At 73.5% G+C, this 17,876-nt stretch carries 14 protein-coding genes, 1 tRNA gene and 1 other RNA gene; 12 read left to right on the top strand and 4 right to left on the bottom strand.

Annotated features, from left to right (window positions below; genetic code table 11):
• Nucleotides 1-3 precede the first annotated feature (3 nt).
• Nucleotides 4-3,987: a type VII secretion protein EccCa gene (gene eccCa / locus PZ894_RS16895; protein WP_275746577.1), complete on the bottom strand. Its 3,984-nt coding sequence runs from the start codon at nucleotides 3,985-3,987 to the stop codon at nucleotides 4-6.
• Between the two features lie 300 nt (nucleotides 3,988-4,287).
• Between eccCa and PZ894_RS16890 the strand changes: the two genes are divergently transcribed.
• From PZ894_RS16890 to PZ894_RS16865, 6 genes are all read left to right on the top strand, one after another.
• Nucleotides 4,288-5,652: a hypothetical protein gene (locus PZ894_RS16890; RefSeq protein ID WP_275746575.1), complete on the top strand. Its 1,365-nt coding sequence runs from the start codon at nucleotides 4,288-4,290 to the stop codon at nucleotides 5,650-5,652.
• Nucleotides 5,653-5,821: 169 nt separating this feature from the next.
• Complete coding sequence (locus PZ894_RS16885) at nucleotides 5,822-6,139, top strand: WXG100 family type VII secretion target (protein ID WP_275746574.1); 318 nt, start codon at nucleotides 5,822-5,824, stop codon at nucleotides 6,137-6,139.
• A gap of 29 nt (nucleotides 6,140-6,168) precedes the next feature.
• Entirely contained in the window at nucleotides 6,169-6,465 is a 297-nt protein-coding gene (locus PZ894_RS16880) for a WXG100 family type VII secretion target (RefSeq protein WP_275746573.1), read from the top strand.
• A 111-nt stretch (nucleotides 6,466-6,576) separates the two neighbouring features.
• Nucleotides 6,577-7,929 carry a type VII secretion integral membrane protein EccD gene (eccD, locus tag PZ894_RS16875; RefSeq protein ID WP_275746572.1) on the top strand — a complete coding sequence of 451 codons (1,353 nt, stop codon included), beginning with the start codon at nucleotides 6,577-6,579 and terminating at the stop codon, nucleotides 7,927-7,929.
• Between the two features lie 10 nt (nucleotides 7,930-7,939).
• Nucleotides 7,940-9,370: a type VII secretion protein EccB gene (gene eccB, locus PZ894_RS16870; protein WP_275746570.1), complete on the top strand. Its 1,431-nt coding sequence runs from the start codon at nucleotides 7,940-7,942 to the stop codon at nucleotides 9,368-9,370.
• Nucleotides 9,361-10,611, top strand: coding sequence for a S8/S53 family peptidase (locus PZ894_RS16865; RefSeq protein ID WP_275746568.1), 1,251 nt, complete (start codon nucleotides 9,361-9,363; stop codon nucleotides 10,609-10,611). The genes eccB and PZ894_RS16865 overlap by 10 nt, the downstream gene beginning before the upstream one ends.
• A gap of 33 nt (nucleotides 10,612-10,644) precedes the next feature.
• Here the strand turns inward: PZ894_RS16865 and PZ894_RS16860 are convergent.
• Nucleotides 10,645-10,732, bottom strand: a tRNA-Ser gene (locus PZ894_RS16860).
• Between the two features lie 80 nt (nucleotides 10,733-10,812).
• An RNA gene (gene ffs, locus PZ894_RS16855) (signal recognition particle sRNA small type) lies at nucleotides 10,813-10,903 on the bottom strand.
• 100 nt (nucleotides 10,904-11,003) lie between these two features.
• On the opposite strand from ffs, the gene PZ894_RS16850 reads away from it, so the two are divergent.
• From PZ894_RS16850 to PZ894_RS16825, 6 genes are read left to right on the top strand one after another with little or no spacing between them, the layout of a single operon-like run.
• The gene (locus PZ894_RS16850) at nucleotides 11,004-13,055 is read left to right on the top strand and encodes a DNA polymerase III subunit gamma and tau (RefSeq protein ID WP_275746566.1); all 2,052 of its coding nucleotides are present in this window, start codon (nucleotides 11,004-11,006) and stop codon (nucleotides 13,053-13,055) included.
• Nucleotides 13,056-13,068: 13 nt separating this feature from the next.
• The gene (locus tag PZ894_RS16845; protein WP_275746564.1) at nucleotides 13,069-13,467 is read left to right on the top strand and encodes a YbaB/EbfC family nucleoid-associated protein; all 399 of its coding nucleotides are present in this window, start codon (nucleotides 13,069-13,071) and stop codon (nucleotides 13,465-13,467) included.
• An 8-nt stretch (nucleotides 13,468-13,475) separates the two neighbouring features.
• Nucleotides 13,476-14,075 carry a recombination mediator RecR gene (recR, locus tag PZ894_RS16840; protein ID WP_275746562.1) on the top strand — a complete coding sequence of 200 codons (600 nt, stop codon included), beginning with the start codon at nucleotides 13,476-13,478 and terminating at the stop codon, nucleotides 14,073-14,075.
• Nucleotides 14,068-14,676: a DUF5063 domain-containing protein gene (locus PZ894_RS16835; RefSeq protein WP_275746560.1), complete on the top strand. Its 609-nt coding sequence runs from the start codon at nucleotides 14,068-14,070 to the stop codon at nucleotides 14,674-14,676. Before recR ends, PZ894_RS16835 begins: the two co-directional genes overlap by 8 nt.
• A gap of 41 nt (nucleotides 14,677-14,717) precedes the next feature.
• The gene (locus PZ894_RS16830) at nucleotides 14,718-15,992 is read left to right on the top strand and encodes an aspartate kinase (RefSeq protein WP_275746559.1); all 1,275 of its coding nucleotides are present in this window, start codon (nucleotides 14,718-14,720) and stop codon (nucleotides 15,990-15,992) included.
• Nucleotides 15,993-15,996: 4 nt separating this feature from the next.
• Nucleotides 15,997-17,040: an aspartate-semialdehyde dehydrogenase gene (locus PZ894_RS16825; protein ID WP_275746557.1), complete on the top strand. Its 1,044-nt coding sequence runs from the start codon at nucleotides 15,997-15,999 to the stop codon at nucleotides 17,038-17,040.
• Nucleotides 17,041-17,063: 23 nt separating this feature from the next.
• On the opposite strand, the gene PZ894_RS16820 is transcribed toward PZ894_RS16825, so the two are convergent.
• Nucleotides 17,064-17,720, bottom strand: a complete 657-nt coding sequence (locus tag PZ894_RS16820; RefSeq protein ID WP_275746555.1) for a hypothetical protein — start codon at nucleotides 17,718-17,720, stop codon at nucleotides 17,064-17,066.
• Nucleotides 17,721-17,876 lie beyond the last annotated feature (156 nt).

Raw genomic sequence — 17,876 nt, 5'->3', positions numbered from 1 at the left:
CCCCTACAGCGACGGCTCCCGCCAGGCCATCTGCACGACCTCGACCCCGCGGTCACGGGTGACGAGCCGGCCGCGGCCGGGCGGGGCCGGCAGCGGCTTCTGGTTGCCGAGCAGCGGACCCTCGTCGGGGCTGCCCGAGAGCAGCAGGCCGGGCATGGCGAGATCCCGGAGCGACTGGACGACCGGCTCGTAGAGGGCGCGCGAGGCGCCACCGGACCGACGCGCGACGACCAGGTGGAGCCCGACGTCGCGGGCCTGCGGCAGCAGCGGCACCAGCGCGTGCAGCGGCGAGCCCTGCTGGGTCGCGACCAGGTCGTAGTCGTCGACGAGCACGAAGACCTCCGCGCCGGTCCACCACGAGCGGTTGCGCAGCTGCTCGGGAGTGACGTCGGGGCCGGGCAGCCGGCCCTCGAGGTACGCCGCGAGGTCGCGCAGGGCGGGCTGGGCCTGGGTAGCGGACGTGAGGTAGTTGAGGAGGTACTCGTCGGGGATCTCGCCGAGCAGGGAGCGCCGGTAGTCGACGACGACCAGCTGGGCGTCCTGGGGGGTGCGGGTGCGCATCACCTCGGCGGCGTACGCCCGAAGCACGCTGCTCTTGCCGGACCGACCGTCGCCGAAGACGAGCAGGTGGGGCTCGGCCTCCACGTCGAGCGCGACCGGGCCGAGGTCCTTCTCGGCGACGCCGAGAAGGAGCCCGCGCGTGTGGTCCTGCCCCTGGGCGCGCACGTCGTCGAGCGAGATCTGCTCGGGCAGCAGCCGCAGCTTGGGACCGGCCGGCCCGGTCCAGGCCGAGCCGACCTGCTTGACCAGGTCCTCGACGCCGTCCCCGAGCGTGTCGGCGTCGGACACGCCGTCGATGCGCGGCAGTGCCGCCAGGAAGTGCAGCTTGGCCTGCACGAGGCCGCGTCCGGGGCGACCGGTCGGCACGAGTGCGGCGACCTTGCGGTCGATCTCGGAGTCCATCGGGTCGCCGAGTCGCAGCTCGAGCCGGGTGCCGAAGAGGTCGCGCATCGCCGCGCGGAAGTCGGCCCACCGGGCGGCCCCGACGACGAGGTGCAGCCCGTAGGTCAGGCCGCGGGTCGCGAGCTGCTGGATCTCGGCCTCGAGGTCGTCGAAGTCGGCACGCAGCGTGCTCCACCCGTCGACGACGAGGAAGACGTCGCCGTAGCCGTCGTCGGTGCGGCCTGCCGCGCGCCGGGAGCGGTAGGTCTCGATCGAGTCGATGGTGTGGGCGCGGAAGTGGGCCTCGCGGCGATCGACGATGCCGCGCACCTCGGCGATGATCCGGCGTACGACGTCGGGCTCCGCGCGGGTGCCGACTCCGGCGACGTGCGGCAGGTTCGCGAACGGCGCGAACGTGCCGCCGCCGAAGTCGAGCACGTAGAACTGCGACTCCAGCGGCGTCGTCGTCAGCGACAGGCTGGTGACGATCGTGCGCAGCAGCGTGCTCTTGCCGCTGCGCGGCCCGCCGACGACGGCGGCGTGCCCCCCGGCGCCGGAGAGGTCGACGGTGAGGGTGTCGCGCCGCTGCTCGCGGGGGCGGTCGACGGTGCCGAGCGGTACGACGAGGCCGCCGAGCCGACGCCACTGGTCGGAGACCAGTCCGTGCCGGCCGGTGGGCGCAAGGTCGCCCATGAGCTGGTCGAGCGTGTCCGGGGCATCCAGCGGCGGCAGCCAGACCTGGTGGGCCTCCGGCCCGTGCCCGACCATGTGGCGCACGGCGACCGCGAAGAGCGACTCGCCGTCCTCCGGAGCCGGCTTCGCGGGGATCGGCTCCGGCTCGGGCTCGGCGATCTCCAGGCTCTGCACCTCCGAGATCGTGAACGGCAGGATGCCGCGCACGTGGCCGCCCTCGTCGCGCCGGACGTGGTGGACCTTCGTGCTGGGCGGGCCGGAGACGTACGCCGCCTTGAAGCGCATCATCGTCGTCGGGTCGGGCTTGAGGTAGCCGAGGCCGGGGTCCGGCGGCAGCTCGTAGGCGTCGGGGACGCCCAGCACGGCGCGCGACTCGGTCGCGCTGAAGGTGCGCAGGCCGACCCGGTAGGAGAGGTGCGACTCCAGTCCGCGCAGTCGTCCCTCCTCGAGGCGCTGCGAGGCGAGCAGCAGGTGCAGCCCGAGCGAGCGGCCGAGGCGGCCGATGGCGACGAAGAGGTCGATGAACTCCGGCTTGGCCGACAGCATCTCGGAGAACTCGTCGACGACGATGAAGAGCGACGGCAGGGGCGGCAGGTCGTCGCCGGACGCGCGCGCCTTCTCGTAGTCCCGCACCGACGCGAAGTTGCCCGCCTCGCGGAGCAGCTCCTGGCGGCGCACCATCTCCCCCGACAGGGCGTCCTGCATGCGGTCGACGAGCGTGAGCTCCTGGGCGAGGTTGGTGATCACCGCGGAGACGTGCGGCATGTCGGACATCCCGGCGAAGGTCGCGCCGCCCTTGAAGTCGACGAGCACCATGTTGAGCTGCTCGGGGGAGTGGGTCATCGCCAGCCCGAGGACGAGCGTGCGCAGGAACTCCGACTTGCCGGAGCCGGTCGCGCCGATCACCAGACCGTGGGGGCCCATGCCCTGCTGGGCGGACTCCTTGATGTCGAGGTGGACCAGCGCGCTGCCCTCGCCGAGCCCGATCGGCACCCGCAGCCGGTCGCGCGCCGGCCGGGGCCGCCAGGCCCTCCCCGGGTCGAAAGAGTGGACGTCGCCGAGCGCGAGGAGCTCCATGAAGTCGCTCGGCGCGGCGATCTCCCCGCTCGACTCCACGACCCCGGCGGCGACCGTGTGCAGCGGGGTCAGCCGCCGCGCGAACGCCTCGGCGGTCGCCAGCGGGCACGCGTCGGCGCGCGCCCGGATCGGCTCCTCGCGCAGCCGCAGCGCGAGGATGGCGTGGCGGCCCCGGGCGTCGGGGGCGGCCTCGTCGTCGAACTGCACCCGCAGCCGGGTCGGGTCCTCGAGCTCGTCCCAGCGCGCGGGCAGGTCGACGAGCGTGACGCCGTGCAGGCCGTCGGGAGGTACGACGTGGTTGCCCGGCGGCAGCTCTCCCCCGTCGATGATCAGTAGCAGGTGGGGGCTGGCGGGCCGCTCGTCGGCCCCGAACCGCGGCCGGTCCGGCAGGTCGGCGGGCAGCAGCCCGGCGAGGTCGGCCAGCGAGGTCGAGACCATCCGCATCGGACCGACGGCGTCGGACTGCCGACTGCTCTGGGCGTGGGGCAGCCACTTGATCCAGTCCCAGTGGGCGAGGTTCGGCTCCGACGCGAGCACGGCGACCGCGAGGTGCTCGGGCGCGTGGAACGCCGTGGCCGAGCAGATGAGCGACCGGGCGAGCGAGCGCGCCGGCTCCTCGGGGCCGCACACCTCGATGCGGTCGAACGCGCGGAGGTCGATCGACGCCGGCAGGTCCGGTTGGAGCCGGTGCACCACGAGCAGCCGGTGCAGCGCCGACGCGGCGGCCGGGTCGACCTGGTCGATCGGCGTGCTCTCCGGCGGCACGAGCTCGAGCGCGAGCGGCTGGGCGCACACGCCGTACCGCACCTGGAGGAAGTCGGGGTCGGCGCTCGCGTGCTCCCACAGCCGCGACCGCTCCTCGGCGAGCGCGGGCAGCGAGGCCGGCTCGGGGTGGTGCCAGGTCAGCGCGCGCCGCTGCTGGGCGGCCGCGTCGCGGGCGAGCTTGCGGACGTTGGCGAGGTAGCGCAGGTACTCCGTGCGCGAGCCGGTCACCTGCTGGGTGCGCTGCTTCCGCTGCCGGTCGAGCTGGACGATGATGAAGCCCAGGGTCGCGAAGAGGAACATGCCCGCCGCGATGAACCCGCGGCCGCCGCTGGCCCGGCCCATCGTCGCCACCAGCACGATCGAGCCGAGGCTGCCGAGCATCGGGATGGCGTTCATGAGCACGCCGCTCGCGCCCTCGTTGGGCTCGATCTGCGGCGGCGACTGGAGCACGAGCTGGCCGGACGGCATCTCCGGCTCGTCCAGGCGCGTGCCGCGCAGCGTCGTCGTCAACGCGTCCCCCTCCAGTGCTGGGCCGGGCTGGTCCGGCATCCGGCCGGACAACTACCCCGCTCGCGCGTGGTTGACGCATCGGTTCTCGGGGGAAGAGCAGTCCGAGCGACGAGTATGGGTGCAGGAGGGTGAGGACGAGGTGACTAGTGGCCACCACCGGAAGTTCTTCGGGTGTCCCGCACCCCGGGCACGCACCTCGCTGCGTTGGCGTCGCTCGAAAGACGACCCAGTCTGCCTTCGCTCCGCCGCCTTGCGATGCACGCACCCGGAGCACGGGCCATCCCCGAGGAACTTCCAGCGATGACCACTAGCGCGACCGCCGACCTGGCGCTGAGCGTGCACGGCCCGGTCGGGGTGCTCGACCTCGTCGTGCCCGCCGGCGCCTCGGCGGTCGACGTGGCCGCTGAGTACGCGCGCCGGGTCGGGCTGCCCACGGTCCCCGTGCTGTGCAGCCGGATCGGTGTCGTGCTGCCGCCCGACGCACCGCTGCCACAGGCCGGCGTACGCGCCGGGGACGTGCTGGTCGCCACCACCGACGTCGTCCCGGCCGGCCGGTCCGCCGCCCGGAGCGCGCCGGCGCCCGGTCAGCGCGGCGGAGTCGGTGGGGTCGTGGCCGCCGTCGCCGCGCTCGGTGCCGTGGCCTCCGGCTGGGCGGCGGCCACGGTCGACGACGAACGCCTCCGGTTCGCGGTCGTGCTCGTGCTGGTCGCCGGGGCCTTGGTCGGGGCCGTGCCCGTGGGTCGGCACGCCGCGCAGCGGGTGGTGGCCGCGCCGGCGTTCGCCGCGGCGGCGGCGCTCGCGGTGGTGTGGGACCCACATCCCGCGCGCCTGCCGATGGTGCTCGGACTGGTGGCGTTGGTGGCCGCGCTCGCCGCGGCGACGGCCCGCGCCCTCGGTCGCCACGCCGACGAGCCCCTGCAGGTGTGGATCACAGTGGGCGCGGTGGTCTTCGGGCTCACCGGCCTGTGCACGCTGGCGGGCGCACCCCCACGGCTGACGTGGTCGCTCCTGCTGGTGCTCGCCGTGCTGGCTGCGCGCGTCGTACCGGGCCTGGTGATCGACGTGCCCGACCAGTACCTCCTCGACCTCGAGCGGCTCGCCGTCACCGCCTGGTCGGCGCGCGAGCGGACGGGCGGCAAGCGCGGCCGCTCGGTCGTACGCCGCGCCGCCGTGACCGCCGTCGCCACTGAGGGGGCCCGGCTGCTGACGGCCGCGACCGCCGCGGTGGCGGTGGTCGCCCTCGTCGCCGCCCCGCTCCTGCTGACCACCGCGACCCTGCGGGTAGACCGGATCGGCGCGCGCTGCCTGGTCGGCCTGGCGGGCGCGGGACTGCTGCTCGCCGCGCGCAGCTACCGTCACCGCGGCGCCCGTGCGCTGCTGCGGGTCGCCGGCCTCGGCTGCTGGCTCGCCCTGCTCGCGGGGGTGCTGCCGATCATGGGTGACGGCGCGGTCCTGGCGCTGGCCGTCTCCGCGGTCCTGCTCGGTGTCGTCCTCGTCGTCGTGGCGGTGGCCACCGGCCGTGGCTGGAGGTCGGCGTGGTGGGCACGCCGTGCGGAGGTCGCCGAGGGCTGGTGCGGCGCGCTCGTCGTCGCCTCGGTCGTCGTGTCGGCCGGCTGGTTCCGCGAGCTGTGGGAGCTCGCGAGCCTGTGGGAGCTGGCGAACTGACGCCGATCCGGAGCCCGAGTTCCGGACGGCCATCTGTGGATTCAGGTTTAGGGGAGGGGGCCCCGGGTAATCGGGGCCTGTCCGGCTCGGAACGGACCGGGCTGACTAACCGGAATCGCATCGGTCTCGAGCGGCGTCGACGCCGCCATCGGGGGAAGGAGTTGGCGTCATGTCGGGCGCAGCAGAGATGGGACAGGGTGAGGGCACACTCACCAAGGCGGCCGGGCTCGTGGCCACGGCCAAGCAGGACTTCGACAGCCTCAGCAAGAACCTGGAGGGGCAGATCGCCGGCATCCAGGGCAAGTGGGCCGGTGCCGGTGGCAACGCCTTCTTCGCGCTCCACCAGGCGTGGAACGAGAAGCAGCGGGTGATCACCAGGGCGCTCAACGACTTCGAGGCGTCGCTGACCTCGACGGAGAAGGACAACGTCAACACCGACCAGTCCCAGTCCGCCAACTACAGCAAGCTGACCGGCCGTCTCGGCTGACCGGAACCGGAACGAAGGAAGTGACTGAGATGGCTCTCGACGGACTCCGCGTCAACCACGCCGGCCTCGACACGGCGGCCCAGGACCTGGCCGACGCCGTGAAGAAGATCGACGACCGGCTCAACCAGCTCGAGTCCGAGCTGGCCCCCCTGCGCAGCGACTGGACCGGTAACGCCCAGCAGGCCTACATCGTCGCCAAGTCCAAGTGGGACACCGCGATGCAGGAGATGAAGACCCTGCTGCAGGACACCAGCACGACCGTGCACACGTCGAACGCCGAGTACAAGGCGGCCGACGCACGCGGCGCCGCCTCGTTCGACATGTGAGGCACGCGAGGCACACGTCAGGAGAGGGGTCGGCGCGCTGCGCCGGCCCCTCTCCCGACAGGTGAGCACGGCTGAACGAGGATCGCTGGACACGGGAGGAGTCGGAGGGCGATGAACCAGGCACCGGTGAGCAGCCCGGGGCTGGTGCGCGTCACGGTCGCGTCCGGCACCCGACGGGTCGACCTGGTGCTGCCCGGCGCCGTCCCGGTCGCCGAGCTGGTCCCCGAGCTGGCCCGCGGCGTCGGTCTGCTCGACGCCGGCTCCGTCTACGGCGGCTACCGCCTCGTCACCCCCGAGGGCCGCGAGCTCGCGCCCGACGCCGGCCTGGTCAGCCAGGGCATCGAGGACGGCGGCCTGCTCACGGTCGCGGCCGGCGTCGACGACGAGCCGCCGCGGGTCTACGACGACGTGGTCGAGGCGATGACCGACGTCGTCGAGCAGGATCTCAAGCCGTGGGAGCCCGCCGCGGGTCGCCGTACCGCCCTGTGCGCGGCCGGCCTGCTGATGGCGCTCGGCGCCGTGGCGCTGCTGATCCAGCGCGGCTCGCTGCTCGCCGGCGTGGCCGCGGCGGTGGTCGCCGCCGCCCTGGTGACCGGGGCGATCGTGCTCTCGCGCGCCCAGCGCGAGCCGGAGGCGGCCGTCGCCGTGGCGTGGACCGGCACCCTGTACGCCGCCGTCGCGGGCCTGATGCTCGTGACCGACGAGCCGTTCTTCGGCCCACCCGTGATGGCCGGCGCCGCCGCGGCGATGGGAGCCGGGCTGATCTGCCTGCTCGGGCTCGGCGCCGGCCGGACGCTCGTGCTGCCGCCGGTCGTCGCGGGCGCGGTCTTCCTCATCGACGGGCTGCTGCTCGACGTCGCGGACGTCGAGCCCGCGGTGGTGCTGAGCGTCGCCCTCGTGCTCGTGGTGGTCGCGGGCAGCGTCTTCCCCTGGCTGGCGCTCGGCGCCACCGGCACCTCGGTCGACCAGCTCTACAGCGTCGCCGACATCACCGCGGAGCCGCGCCCGGTCGACGCGGCCCGGGTCGGCGCCGACGCGCGCGTCGCCCACGAGATCCTGGTGGCGGTCACGGCGACCGTCGGCCTGCTGCTGGTGCTGATCGCCCCGCTGGCCGTCTCGCTCGGCGTCGCCGGCGCGATCCTGGCCGTCGTCTGCTGCGCGGTGGTGATGCTGCGCACCCGGCAGTACCGCACCGGACCCGAGGTCCTCGTCGGCCTGGTCTCCGGGATCCTCGGCCTGCTGTCGACGTCCGTCGCCGCCCTCTGGCTGCAGCCGGACTGGCGTCCCACCGTCGCGGTGCTGCTGGCGGCGAGCGGCGCGCTCCTCCTCGCGGTCACGCTGCTGCCGGCCACCCCGTCGGTGCGACGCGGCCGCCTCGGCGACGTCGCCGAGAGCGTCGGGCTGCTGGCGCTGCTGCCGCTGCTCGTCGTCGCCGTCGGCCTGTTCTCCGCGATCCGCAGCTGAGCCGACCGACATGGCCACCAAGAAGGACCTCGTCGAGGCCTATTCGTTCAGCCGCCGCCGCCTGGTCACCGCGTTCGTCTCCGGCGCACCGGGCGGGCGCGAGGTCGAGCCGGCGCGGCCCGGCCGCTCGCTCGTCGGCGGGCTCGCGCTCGCGGTGCTGCTCGCGGCCGGCGCCGCGATCACCGGGGTCTTCTCGCCGACCGCGCCCACCGACTGGAAGCAACAGGGCCTCATCATCTCGAAGGACACCGGCGCGGCGTACGTCATCGTCGACGACAGCGACGACCCCGAGCTGCGTCCGGTCATCAACTCGACCAGCGCGAAGCTGATCCTGGGCGGCGACGCCGAGCCGATGCTGGTCGAGCAGGAGACCATCGACGAGCAGCGGATCGGCGACGACATCGGCATCTTCGGTGCCCCGGCGAGCGTGCCGACGCCCGGCCTGCTCATCGACAGCGGCTGGACGGCCTGCACGGCGGCCGGCGCCGGCGTCCGGGTGCAGGTCGCCGAGCAGCCCGACGTGCTTCCCGCCCCGGCGCAGGGCGTGACGGTCACCAACGGGGACGACCTCTTCGTGGTGCTGCCCCGCGACGGCGTCGACGAACCCGCCGCCGGCGCCGTCGGCGCGGTGCTGCTCCCGGTCGTGCCGCAGGGCAACCAGACCGACAACCTGCTGTCCGCGCTGAACCTCCAGACCACCGGCAACGCGATCCCCGTCAGCCGCGACTGGATCAACCTCTTCCCGGTCGGTGCGCCTCTGGACTGGGAGAGCTTCGGGATCACCGGCTACGGGTCGACACCGGCGTACGCCGCGGACGACGACGCCGGGGTGATCGGGGACCACCGGGTGGGCGATCTGCTCGCGGCCGGCGACCAGCAGCTGCTGCTCACCGAGAGCGGGCCGGTCGAGCTCACCGAGTTCGAGGCGGCGGCGTACAGCAACCTGGTCGCTCCCGACGACCGGGTGATCGCGCCGGTGACCGTCGACGCGGCGCCGCGGGTCCCGCGCGGCGACGACTTGCTCGAGGAGGCCGCCTGGCCGGACCTCCTGCCCGACGAGGCGATCGACGAGCCCTGCGCCCAGCTGGAGACCGAGCCCGGAAAGACCCCGACGGTGCAGCTGCGCCACCCGGGTGACGCCTCCGGCGCTGCGGGGCTGCCGGCCGGCGAGAAGGAGCCGGTGGTCGCCGCGGGCCGCGGGGCCTACGTGCTCTCCGGAGGCTGGACCGATCCCGAGCAGGGCGCGCCGTTCTTCATCGACGCCAAGGGCCGCGCCAACCCGCTCGTGGGCGACGGCGCCGCCGACGCGCTCGGCTACGGCGACCACGCCACGGTCGTCGTCCCGGACACCTGGGTGGAGCTCTTCGACTGCGGGGTCAACCTCTCCCGCGACGCCGCCCTCTCGCCGCCCAGTGAGCGGGACGAGCCCGCATGCGCCTGAGGGTCGCCGCGGCGCTCGTGGCGGTGGCGGGAGCCTCGCTGACCGTGGCGCCCCCGGCGTACGCCGTCGACAACGTCTGCCTCGGCGTCGACTCGTCGGTCGCGCCCGGCCACACCGGTCGCCCGAGCGCGCCCTACCGCGACCTCGGGATCGCCGCCGCCCAGGAGGTGGCGCGCGCGACGTCCCCGCTGTCGGGGACGCCGGTGCGCGTCGCGGTGCTCGGGCCGGGCGTGCTCGGCGGCGCCGTTCCGGTGCACGCGACCGAGGTGCGGGGCGGGGCGGCGGGCGAGATCGAGGACCCGCTCGGCACCGAGGTGGCCGGCCTGGTGGCCGGTGCCGACCGGCCGGACGGGCAGCCGGTCGGGTTCGCCCCCGACGCCGAGATCGTCGACGTCCGGGTCTACCGCGACGGCGCTTCGGACGAGGACTCCGCGCGTCCGTCCGCGCCGCACCTCTCCGACGGCCTGCGCTGGGTCGCCGACCGGGCCGACGAGCTCGACATCAAGGTCGCCGTGGTGCCGTTCGCGGTGCGCAAGAACGGCGGGCTCAAGCATGCGGTCGAGATCGTGCAGCAGGCGGGCGTGGTGCTGGTCGCGGCCAGCGGCGACCGGCCCGAGGACGGCACCGAGCTCGCGACCGACTTCGCCACCGACGCCACCGACCCGAGCGCCCGCACCGAGGACGCCGGGCCGGTGCTCTTCCCGGCTGGCTATCCCGGCGTCGTCGCCGTCAACTCCTCCGGAGATCCCGAGGGCGCGTTCGCGAACGTCCTCAAGAACTCCCGGACGGTCGTCGCGGCGCCGTCGTACGACGCCGTGTCCTACGGCCTCAACGGTGGCACCTGCCTGGTGCAGCCCACCTCGACCGCGGCGGCGGCGGGCGAGGTGGCCGGGGTGCTCGCGCTGCTGTGGCGGCGCCACCCCGACGACGGGCCGCGTCAGGTCGTCGCGCGCCTGGTCAACACGGCCAACGGCACGACCGACGACCCGACGCCGCTGACCGGGGCCGGGGTGGTGCAGCCCTACGAGGCGCTCACGCGGCCTCTCGCGCCGGCCGCCGACGGCACGGTCGAGCGGACCGTGGTGCGCGACGCGCCGCAGGCCCGGGCACCCGTCCCGGAGCCGGAGCCCGACGTGCTCGCCGACCTGCGGGACGACGCGGTGTGGTGGGGCCTGATCGGCGGCGGCCTGCTGGTGATCGCCCTGCTGCTGCGACCGGTGCTCGCCCGTCGTCGACGCTGACCCGCCCGAAAGTTTCGGGCGGGTCGACGTCGCTGGCGGAGGTAGGGGGATTCGAACCCCCGAGGGCGTTAACCCAACCCGCTTTCCAAGCGAGCGCCATAGGCCACTAGGCGATACCTCCGTCGAGGAGGGTACCGGGCGGCGTACGGCGCCGCGAAATCGACTGCCGGGGACGATCCGGGCATGGAGATCCGGGCATGAAAAGGCCCCCCGCGCACCCGGCAGAGCTCACTTGCCCTTGCTGCCTTCCGGCCCTGGGGGAGTTGGGCGAGATGCCGCCACACGGGGGGTTGCCCCGAGTCTAGGTGAGGCGGCGGAGGCGGGCCAAGACGGGGGCGCACCACCACGCCGCCCCGCTACCGGCTGTCGGTGCCGCTGGTTAGGGTTCATGCGTGGAGTCCCCCCTCGCCCTGTACCGCCGCTACCGGCCCGAGTCCTTCGCCGAGGTCATCGGCCAGGACCACGTGACCGAGCCGTTGCGGGCCGCGCTGGCGAACAACCGGGTCAACCACGCCTATCTGTTCTCGGGGCCGCGCGGCTGCGGCAAGACGACCAGCGCGCGCATCCTGGCCCGCGCGCTCAACTGCGAGCAGGCGCCGGTGGCCGACCCGTGCGGGGAGTGCGAGAGCTGCCGCGACCTGGCCCGAGGCGGACCCGGCTCGATCGACGTCATCGAGATCGACGCGGCCTCCCACGGCGGCGTCGACGACGCCCGCGACCTGCGTGAGAAGGCGTTCTTCGCGCCGGTGAAGAGCCGCTACAAGGTCTACATCATCGACGAGGCCCACATGGTGACCACGCAGGGCTTCAACGCCCTGCTCAAGCTGGTCGAGGAGCCGCCGCCGCACCTGCGCTTCATCTTCGCCACGACCGAGCCCGACAAGGTGCTGCCGACGATCCGGTCGCGCACCCACCACTACCCGTTCCGGCTGATCCCGCCGCGGCTGCTCTCGTCGTACCTCTCGGAGCTGTGCGACAAGGAGGGCGTCGGCATCGACGCCGCCGCACTGCCGCTGGTGGTGCGCGCCGGCGGCGGGTCCGCCCGCGACACCCTCTCGGTGCTCGACCAGCTGCTCGGTGGTGCCGGCACCACAGGGGTCACCTACGAGCTCACCACCGGACTGCTCGGCTACACCCCCGACACGCTGCTCGACGACGTCGTCGACGCGTTCGCGGCCGGGGACGGCGCATCCGTCTTCGGCGTCGTGGACCGGGTGATCGAGACCGGGCAGGACCCCCGCCGGTTCACCGAGGACCTGCTGCGCCGGCTGCGTGACCTGGTGATCGTCTCCGCGGTGCCGGACGCGCCCGCGACGGGCCTGATCGACGTGTCCGAGGACCAGGGGGAGCGGCTGGTGGCCCAAGCGGCCCGGTTCGGCCCCGCCGAGCTCACCCGCGCCGCCGACATCGTCGCGTCCGGGCTCACCGAGATGCGCGGTGCGACGGCGCCGCGGCTGCTGCTCGAGCTGCTCTGTGCCCGCGTGCTGCTGCCGGGCGCCGACGACGCGACCGACGGCGTGCTGGCGCGGCTCGACCGCATCGAGAAGCGGATGGCGATCAGCGGGGGAGCACCGACCCCGACCGTGCCCGCGCCCGCCGCGCCGGCCCAGGACCGCCCCGCGCCACCCGCCGATCGGCCGGCGGCACCCGACCCGGCGGCGGCCCGCCCGGAGCCCGAGCCGGCGCCCGAGCCGGCGCCCGATCCGGAGCCGCAACCGGTGGCCGAGGCCGCCGAGTCGCCTCGTGCCCCGGCTCCTCGGGAACCATCCGTCGAGCCTGCCGCATCCGAGACTGCCGCACCCGAGCCGACGCCCGAGCCGACGCCCGAGCCGACGCCTGCACCGGCCACCTCGAGCGGCCTGGCGCTCGTCGACGTCCGCCGCCTCTGGCCCGACATCGTCGACGCCACCAAGCTGCGCCGCCGCCTGGCCTGGATGCACCTCACCCAGAACTGCCAGGTCGTCGCCGTCGACGGCGCCACCCTCACGCTGGGGTTCTCCAACGCGGGAGCCCGCGACTCCTTCGTCAGCGCCGGGTGCGACGACGTGCTGCGCCAGGCCGCGATCGACGTGGTGGGCGCGGAGTGGAGGATCGAGACGATCGTCGACCCGGGTGCCCGCGCCGAGGGGACGCCGACGGTGACCCGGTCCGCCGTCGTCGAGCCCGCGGCGCCGCCTCCCCAGCCCGCGCCCGTCGCGGAGCAGACGCCTCCGGCCGGCGACCCCGAGCAGGTGGGTCCCGGCGCCAGCGCCGCGGCGCGCGAGGCGATCCAGCAGACCCGTGGGGCCGACCACCAGCGTGAGCAGTCCGGCCCCGACTGGGCCTCCGCCGACGCCGACGCCCATCCCGACGACCTCGATGCCGACCATCAAGGCCTGAGCGCCACCGAGCTGCTCCAGCGCGAGCTCGGCGCCCAGCCGATCGAGGAGATCCGCCACCAGTGACGAGAGGCAACTCATGAGCCAGAACCCCTTCGACGCCCTGGGCGGCGGCGGATTCGACATGAACGCGCTGCTCCAGCAGGCGCAGCAGATGCAGGAGCAGCTCCAGAGCGCCCAGGAGCGGCTGCAGGAGACGGTCGTCGACGGCACCGTCGCCGGCGGCGCGGTGACCGTCAAGGTCAACGGCGTCGGCGAGCTCGTCGGCGTCGAGGTCAAGGCCGGTGGCTTCGACGGGAGCGACCCCGACGACCTCTCCGACCTCGGCGACATGATCGTCGCGGCCTACCGCGACGCCAAGGCGAACGCCGACGCGCTGGCCGGGGAGGCCCTCGGCCCGCTCGCGGGCGGCCTGCCCGGCGGTGACCTGCCCGGCGGTGGCCAGCCCGGCGGTGCTCCGGGCCAGCTCGGGTTCTAGAGGCCGCGTTGTACGAAGGCATCGTCCAGGACCTGATCGACGAGCTCGGCCGACTGCCGGGCGTCGGTCCGAAGAGCGCCCAGCGCATCGCGTTCCACCTGCTGCAGGCCGACCCGACCGACGTGCGGCGACTCGCCGACGTGCTCATCGAGGTCAAGGCGAAGGTGAAGTTCTGCAGCACCTGCTTCAACGTCTCCGAGGACGAGCAGTGCCGGATCTGCCGGGACCCGCGCCGCGACCCCGCGGTGCTGTGCGTGGTCGAGGAGTACAAGGACGTGGTCGCGATCGAGCGCACCCGCGAGTTCCGGGGCCGCTACCACGTGCTCGGCGGCGCGATCTCGCCCATCGACGGCATCGGACCCGACCAGCTGCGCATCCGTGAGCTGATGGTGCGGCTCTCCGACGGCAACCTCACCGAGGTCATCCTCGCGACCGATCCCAACCTCGAGGGCGAGGCGACGGCGACGTACCTCACGCGCATGCTGAAGCCCCTCGGGTTGCGCGTGACGCGTTTGGCGAGTGGACTGCCGGTGGGCGGCGACCTCGAGTACGCCGACGAAGTGACCCTCGGACGAGCGTTTGCAGGGAGACGATCCGCAGATGACTGACCGCCAGACCGAGCTGACCCTCGACCCCGAGACCCGGGAGTTCGCGGGCCAGATCGCCGACCAGGTCGAGAGCTTCCTGCTGGCGCTGCGCGCGATCGCGGGCCAGGCGGACGGCGGGCGCGCGATCTCGCTGCTGCTGCTCGAGATCAGTCAGGTGCTGCTCGCCGGCGCCCGGTTGGGTGCGCAGCGGGACTTCACGCCGATCGCCGAGTACCAGCCCGACGTCGGCCCCGAGCCCGACCTCGACGAGATGCGGCTCGCGCTCGCCGAGATGCTCGGCGGCGTCGACACCTACTCCTTCGTCTTCGACCCCTACGTGCCGGAGGTCGTCGAGAGCCAGCTCTCCGACGACCTGACCAGCATCGCCACCGACCTCGAGAACGGGCTGCGCCACTACCGGCTCGGCAACGTGTCCGAGGCACTGTGGTGGTGGCAGTTCTCCTACGTCTCGTCGTGGGGCAACCTCGCCGGTGCCGCGCTCAACGCGCTGCTCTCGGTCGTCGCCCACGACCGGCTCGACGCCGACCTCCCCGTCGAGGAGGAGGAGCGGCTCGCCGTCGCCGATGAGATGCTGGACTCGCGGGAGTCCGGCGCTCGATAGAATCGCCCGCGGACCTTCCCCCTCCCAGCTAGGACCGCATCGTGGGCATTGTCGTGCAGAAGTACGGCGGGTCGTCGGTTGCCGACCCGGCGGCCATCAAGCGCGTCGCACGCCGCATCGTCGACGCCAAGAAGGCCGGCCACGACGTCGTGATCGCCGTCTCTGCCATGGGTGACACGACCGACGACCTCATCGAGAAGGCCCAGGCGGTCAGTCCGGCGCCTCCCGCCCGCGAGCTCGACATGCTGCTGACCGCCGGCGAGCGGATCTCGATGGCCCTGGTCGCCATGGCGATCTCCGACCTCGGCTACAGCGCCCGGTCGTTCACGGGCTCGCAGGCCGGCGTGATCACCGACTCGGTGCACGGCAAGGCGAAGATCATCGACGTCACCCCGGGCCGGATCGAGTCGGCGATCGCCGAGGGCCACATCGTGATCGTCGCCGGTTTCCAGGGGGTCTCGCAGGACACCAAGGAGATCACGACCCTCGGCCGTGGGGGCACCGACACGACGGCGGTCGCGCTGGCGGCCGCGCTCGGGGCCGAGGTGTGCGAGATCTACACCGACGTCGACGGCGTCTTCACCGCCGACCCGCGGATCGTGCCCGCGGCCCGCAAGCTCGGTCGCGTGCGCACCGAGGAGATGCTGGAGATGGCGGCGTCGGGTGCCAAGATCCTCCACCTGCGGTGCGTCGAGTACGCCCGCCGCTACGACATCCCGATCCACGTGCGTTCGTCCTTCTCCCAGAAGGAGGGCACCTGGGTCATCCCGGACAGCCTGGCAGGAGACGAAGAGATGGAGCAGGCGATCATCGCGGGCGTGGCCCACGACCGCAGCGAGGCCAAGATCACCGTCGTCGGCGTGCCCGACAAGGTCGGCGAGGCCGCCAGGATCTTCGAGGCGCTCTCGGCGACCGAGGTCAACATCGACATGGTGGTGCAGAACGTCTCCGCCGCCGCCACCGGCCTCACCGACATCTCCTTCACGCTGCCCCGGTCCGACGGCCAGACCGCCATGGGCGCTCTCGCGCGGATCCAGGACGAGGTCGGCTACGACAAGCTCCTGTACGACGACCAGATCGGCAAGGTCTCGCTGATCGGGGCCGGGATGCGCTCGCACCCGGGCATCACCGCGAAGTTCTTCGCCTCGCTCGCCTCGGCCGGGGTGAACATCGAGATGATCTCCACCTCCGAGATCCGGATCTCCGTGATCGTCGACGAGGCGCAGGTCGACGAGGCGGTGCGCGCCACCCACACGGCGTTCGACCTCGACTCGACCGAGGTCGAGGCGGTCGTCTACGGCGGGACCGGGAGGTAGGGCCATGGGCATCAACATCGGAGTCGTCGGCGCCACCGGCCAGGTGGGCGTCGCGATGCGCCAGATCCTCGAGGAGCGCGCCTTCCCGGTCGACCAGGTCCGCTTCTTCGCCTCGGCCCGCTCGGCGGGCACGGTGCTGCCGTTCGCCGGACGCGAGATCGTGGTGGAGGACGCCTCCACGGCCGACCCGTCCGGGCTCGACATCGCGCTGTTCTCCGCCGGTGCCACGACCTCGCGGGCGCTCGCGCCGAAGTTCGTCGAGGCGGGTGTCATCGTCGTCGACAACTCCAGCGCGTTCCGCAAGGACCCGGACATCCCGCTCGTGGTCTCGGAGGTCAACCCGGAGGCGGCCGCGGGCGTGATCGCCGCGGGGCGCGGCATCATCGCCAACCCCAACTGCACCACGATGGCGGCGATGCCCGTGCTCAAGGCGCTGCACGACGAGGCGGGGCTGGTGCGGCTCATCGCGTCGACGTACCAGGCCGTCTCCGGCTCCGGCGTCGCCGGCGTCGAGGAGCTCGCGACCCAGGTCGCGGCCGTGGGCGACAAGGCGCGCGAGCTGGCCTACGACGGCGAGGCCGTCGTGTTCCCCGAGCCGGAGAAGTACGCGCGGACGATCGCCTACAACGTGCTCCCGATGGCGGGCTCAATCGTCGACGACGGCCTCCACGAGACCGACGAGGAGCAGAAGCTCCGCAACGAGTCGCGGAAGATCCTCGGGATCCCGGACCTGAAGGTGTCGGGCATCTGCGTGCGGGTGCCGGTCTTCACGGGCCACTCGCTCGCGATCAACGCCGAGTTCGCGCGTTCGATGCCGGTCGACCGCGCGCGGGAGCTGCTCGCCTCCGCGCCGGGCGTGGAGCTCGCCGACATCCCGACGCCGCTGCAGGCGGCGGGCCGGGACCCGTCGTATGTCGGCCGGCTGCGTCAGGACCCGGGCGTCGACGACGACCGCGGGCTGGCCCTCTTCGTCGCGGGAGACAACCTGCGCAAGGGCGCCGCGCTCAACACCGTGCAGATCGCGGAGCTGATCGCCGCGTCGCGCTGACCCGCCCGAAAGTTTCGGGCGGGTCAGCGCTCGCCCGGCTCGACGAAGGTCGTGGTGACCCAGTGGGAGGCGGCGAAGGTCAGCGCGGCGATCACCGGGATGACGACGACCATCGCGGGCTCGTCCAGGCTGTCGACCAGGAACAGCAGCGCGACCACCGACGCCAGGCCGACGCCGAGGATGCTGGTGCTCACCGGGTCGGAGACCCGGGCCAGCCGGAGCAGCACGCCGCCGACGACCACGGCGAGGGCGAGGACGAGGACGAGCAGCGGGTAGCCGGCCGTCCCGCAGCTGCTCGTGCCCCGCACCTGCTCGCAGGTGCGCAGCGACGCCCAGGTCAGTCCGACGACCGCGAGGCCGACCACGGCGCCCACGAGCACGACGACGACCGGTCCGCCGGATCGGCGGGCCCGGATCGGGAGCCTGCGGCTGCCCGGCGCGGTCTCGGCATCGGTCGGGGCAGCGGCCTCGGGAAGCACGATGGTCGGCTGCTCACGGCGGTCCGGCGTGACGTTGGGCGGCGGCTCCGGCTCGGTCGCCGCCGGCGGGACCGACCCGGACCCACTACCGGACGGCCGCGCGGCCCGCGCGGCGCGCTGCTCGCGCCGACGGTGCCGCCAGCCCCCGAGCGAGGGCAGCTCCAGCGACGGCCGGTCCTGGCCGGGCTCCCGATCGGACATGCGGGGAGTCTGCCACGCGTCCGGGCGGCGAAACCGAAATGGCATGAGGCCCGGATCCGATGCGGATCCGGGCCCCACGGCTGGTCGGGCTGACAGTGTGCTGGTTCAGGACATCGGTCACACGTGTCTCACGACATCGTGGACGGATGTCTCACG

It is taken from the genome of Nocardioides sp. YIM 152315 (assembly GCF_029210375.1).
Lineage (GTDB): Bacteria > Actinomycetota > Actinomycetes > Propionibacteriales > Nocardioidaceae > Nocardioides.
This window is presented reverse-complemented; position numbering and strand designations above follow the sequence as displayed.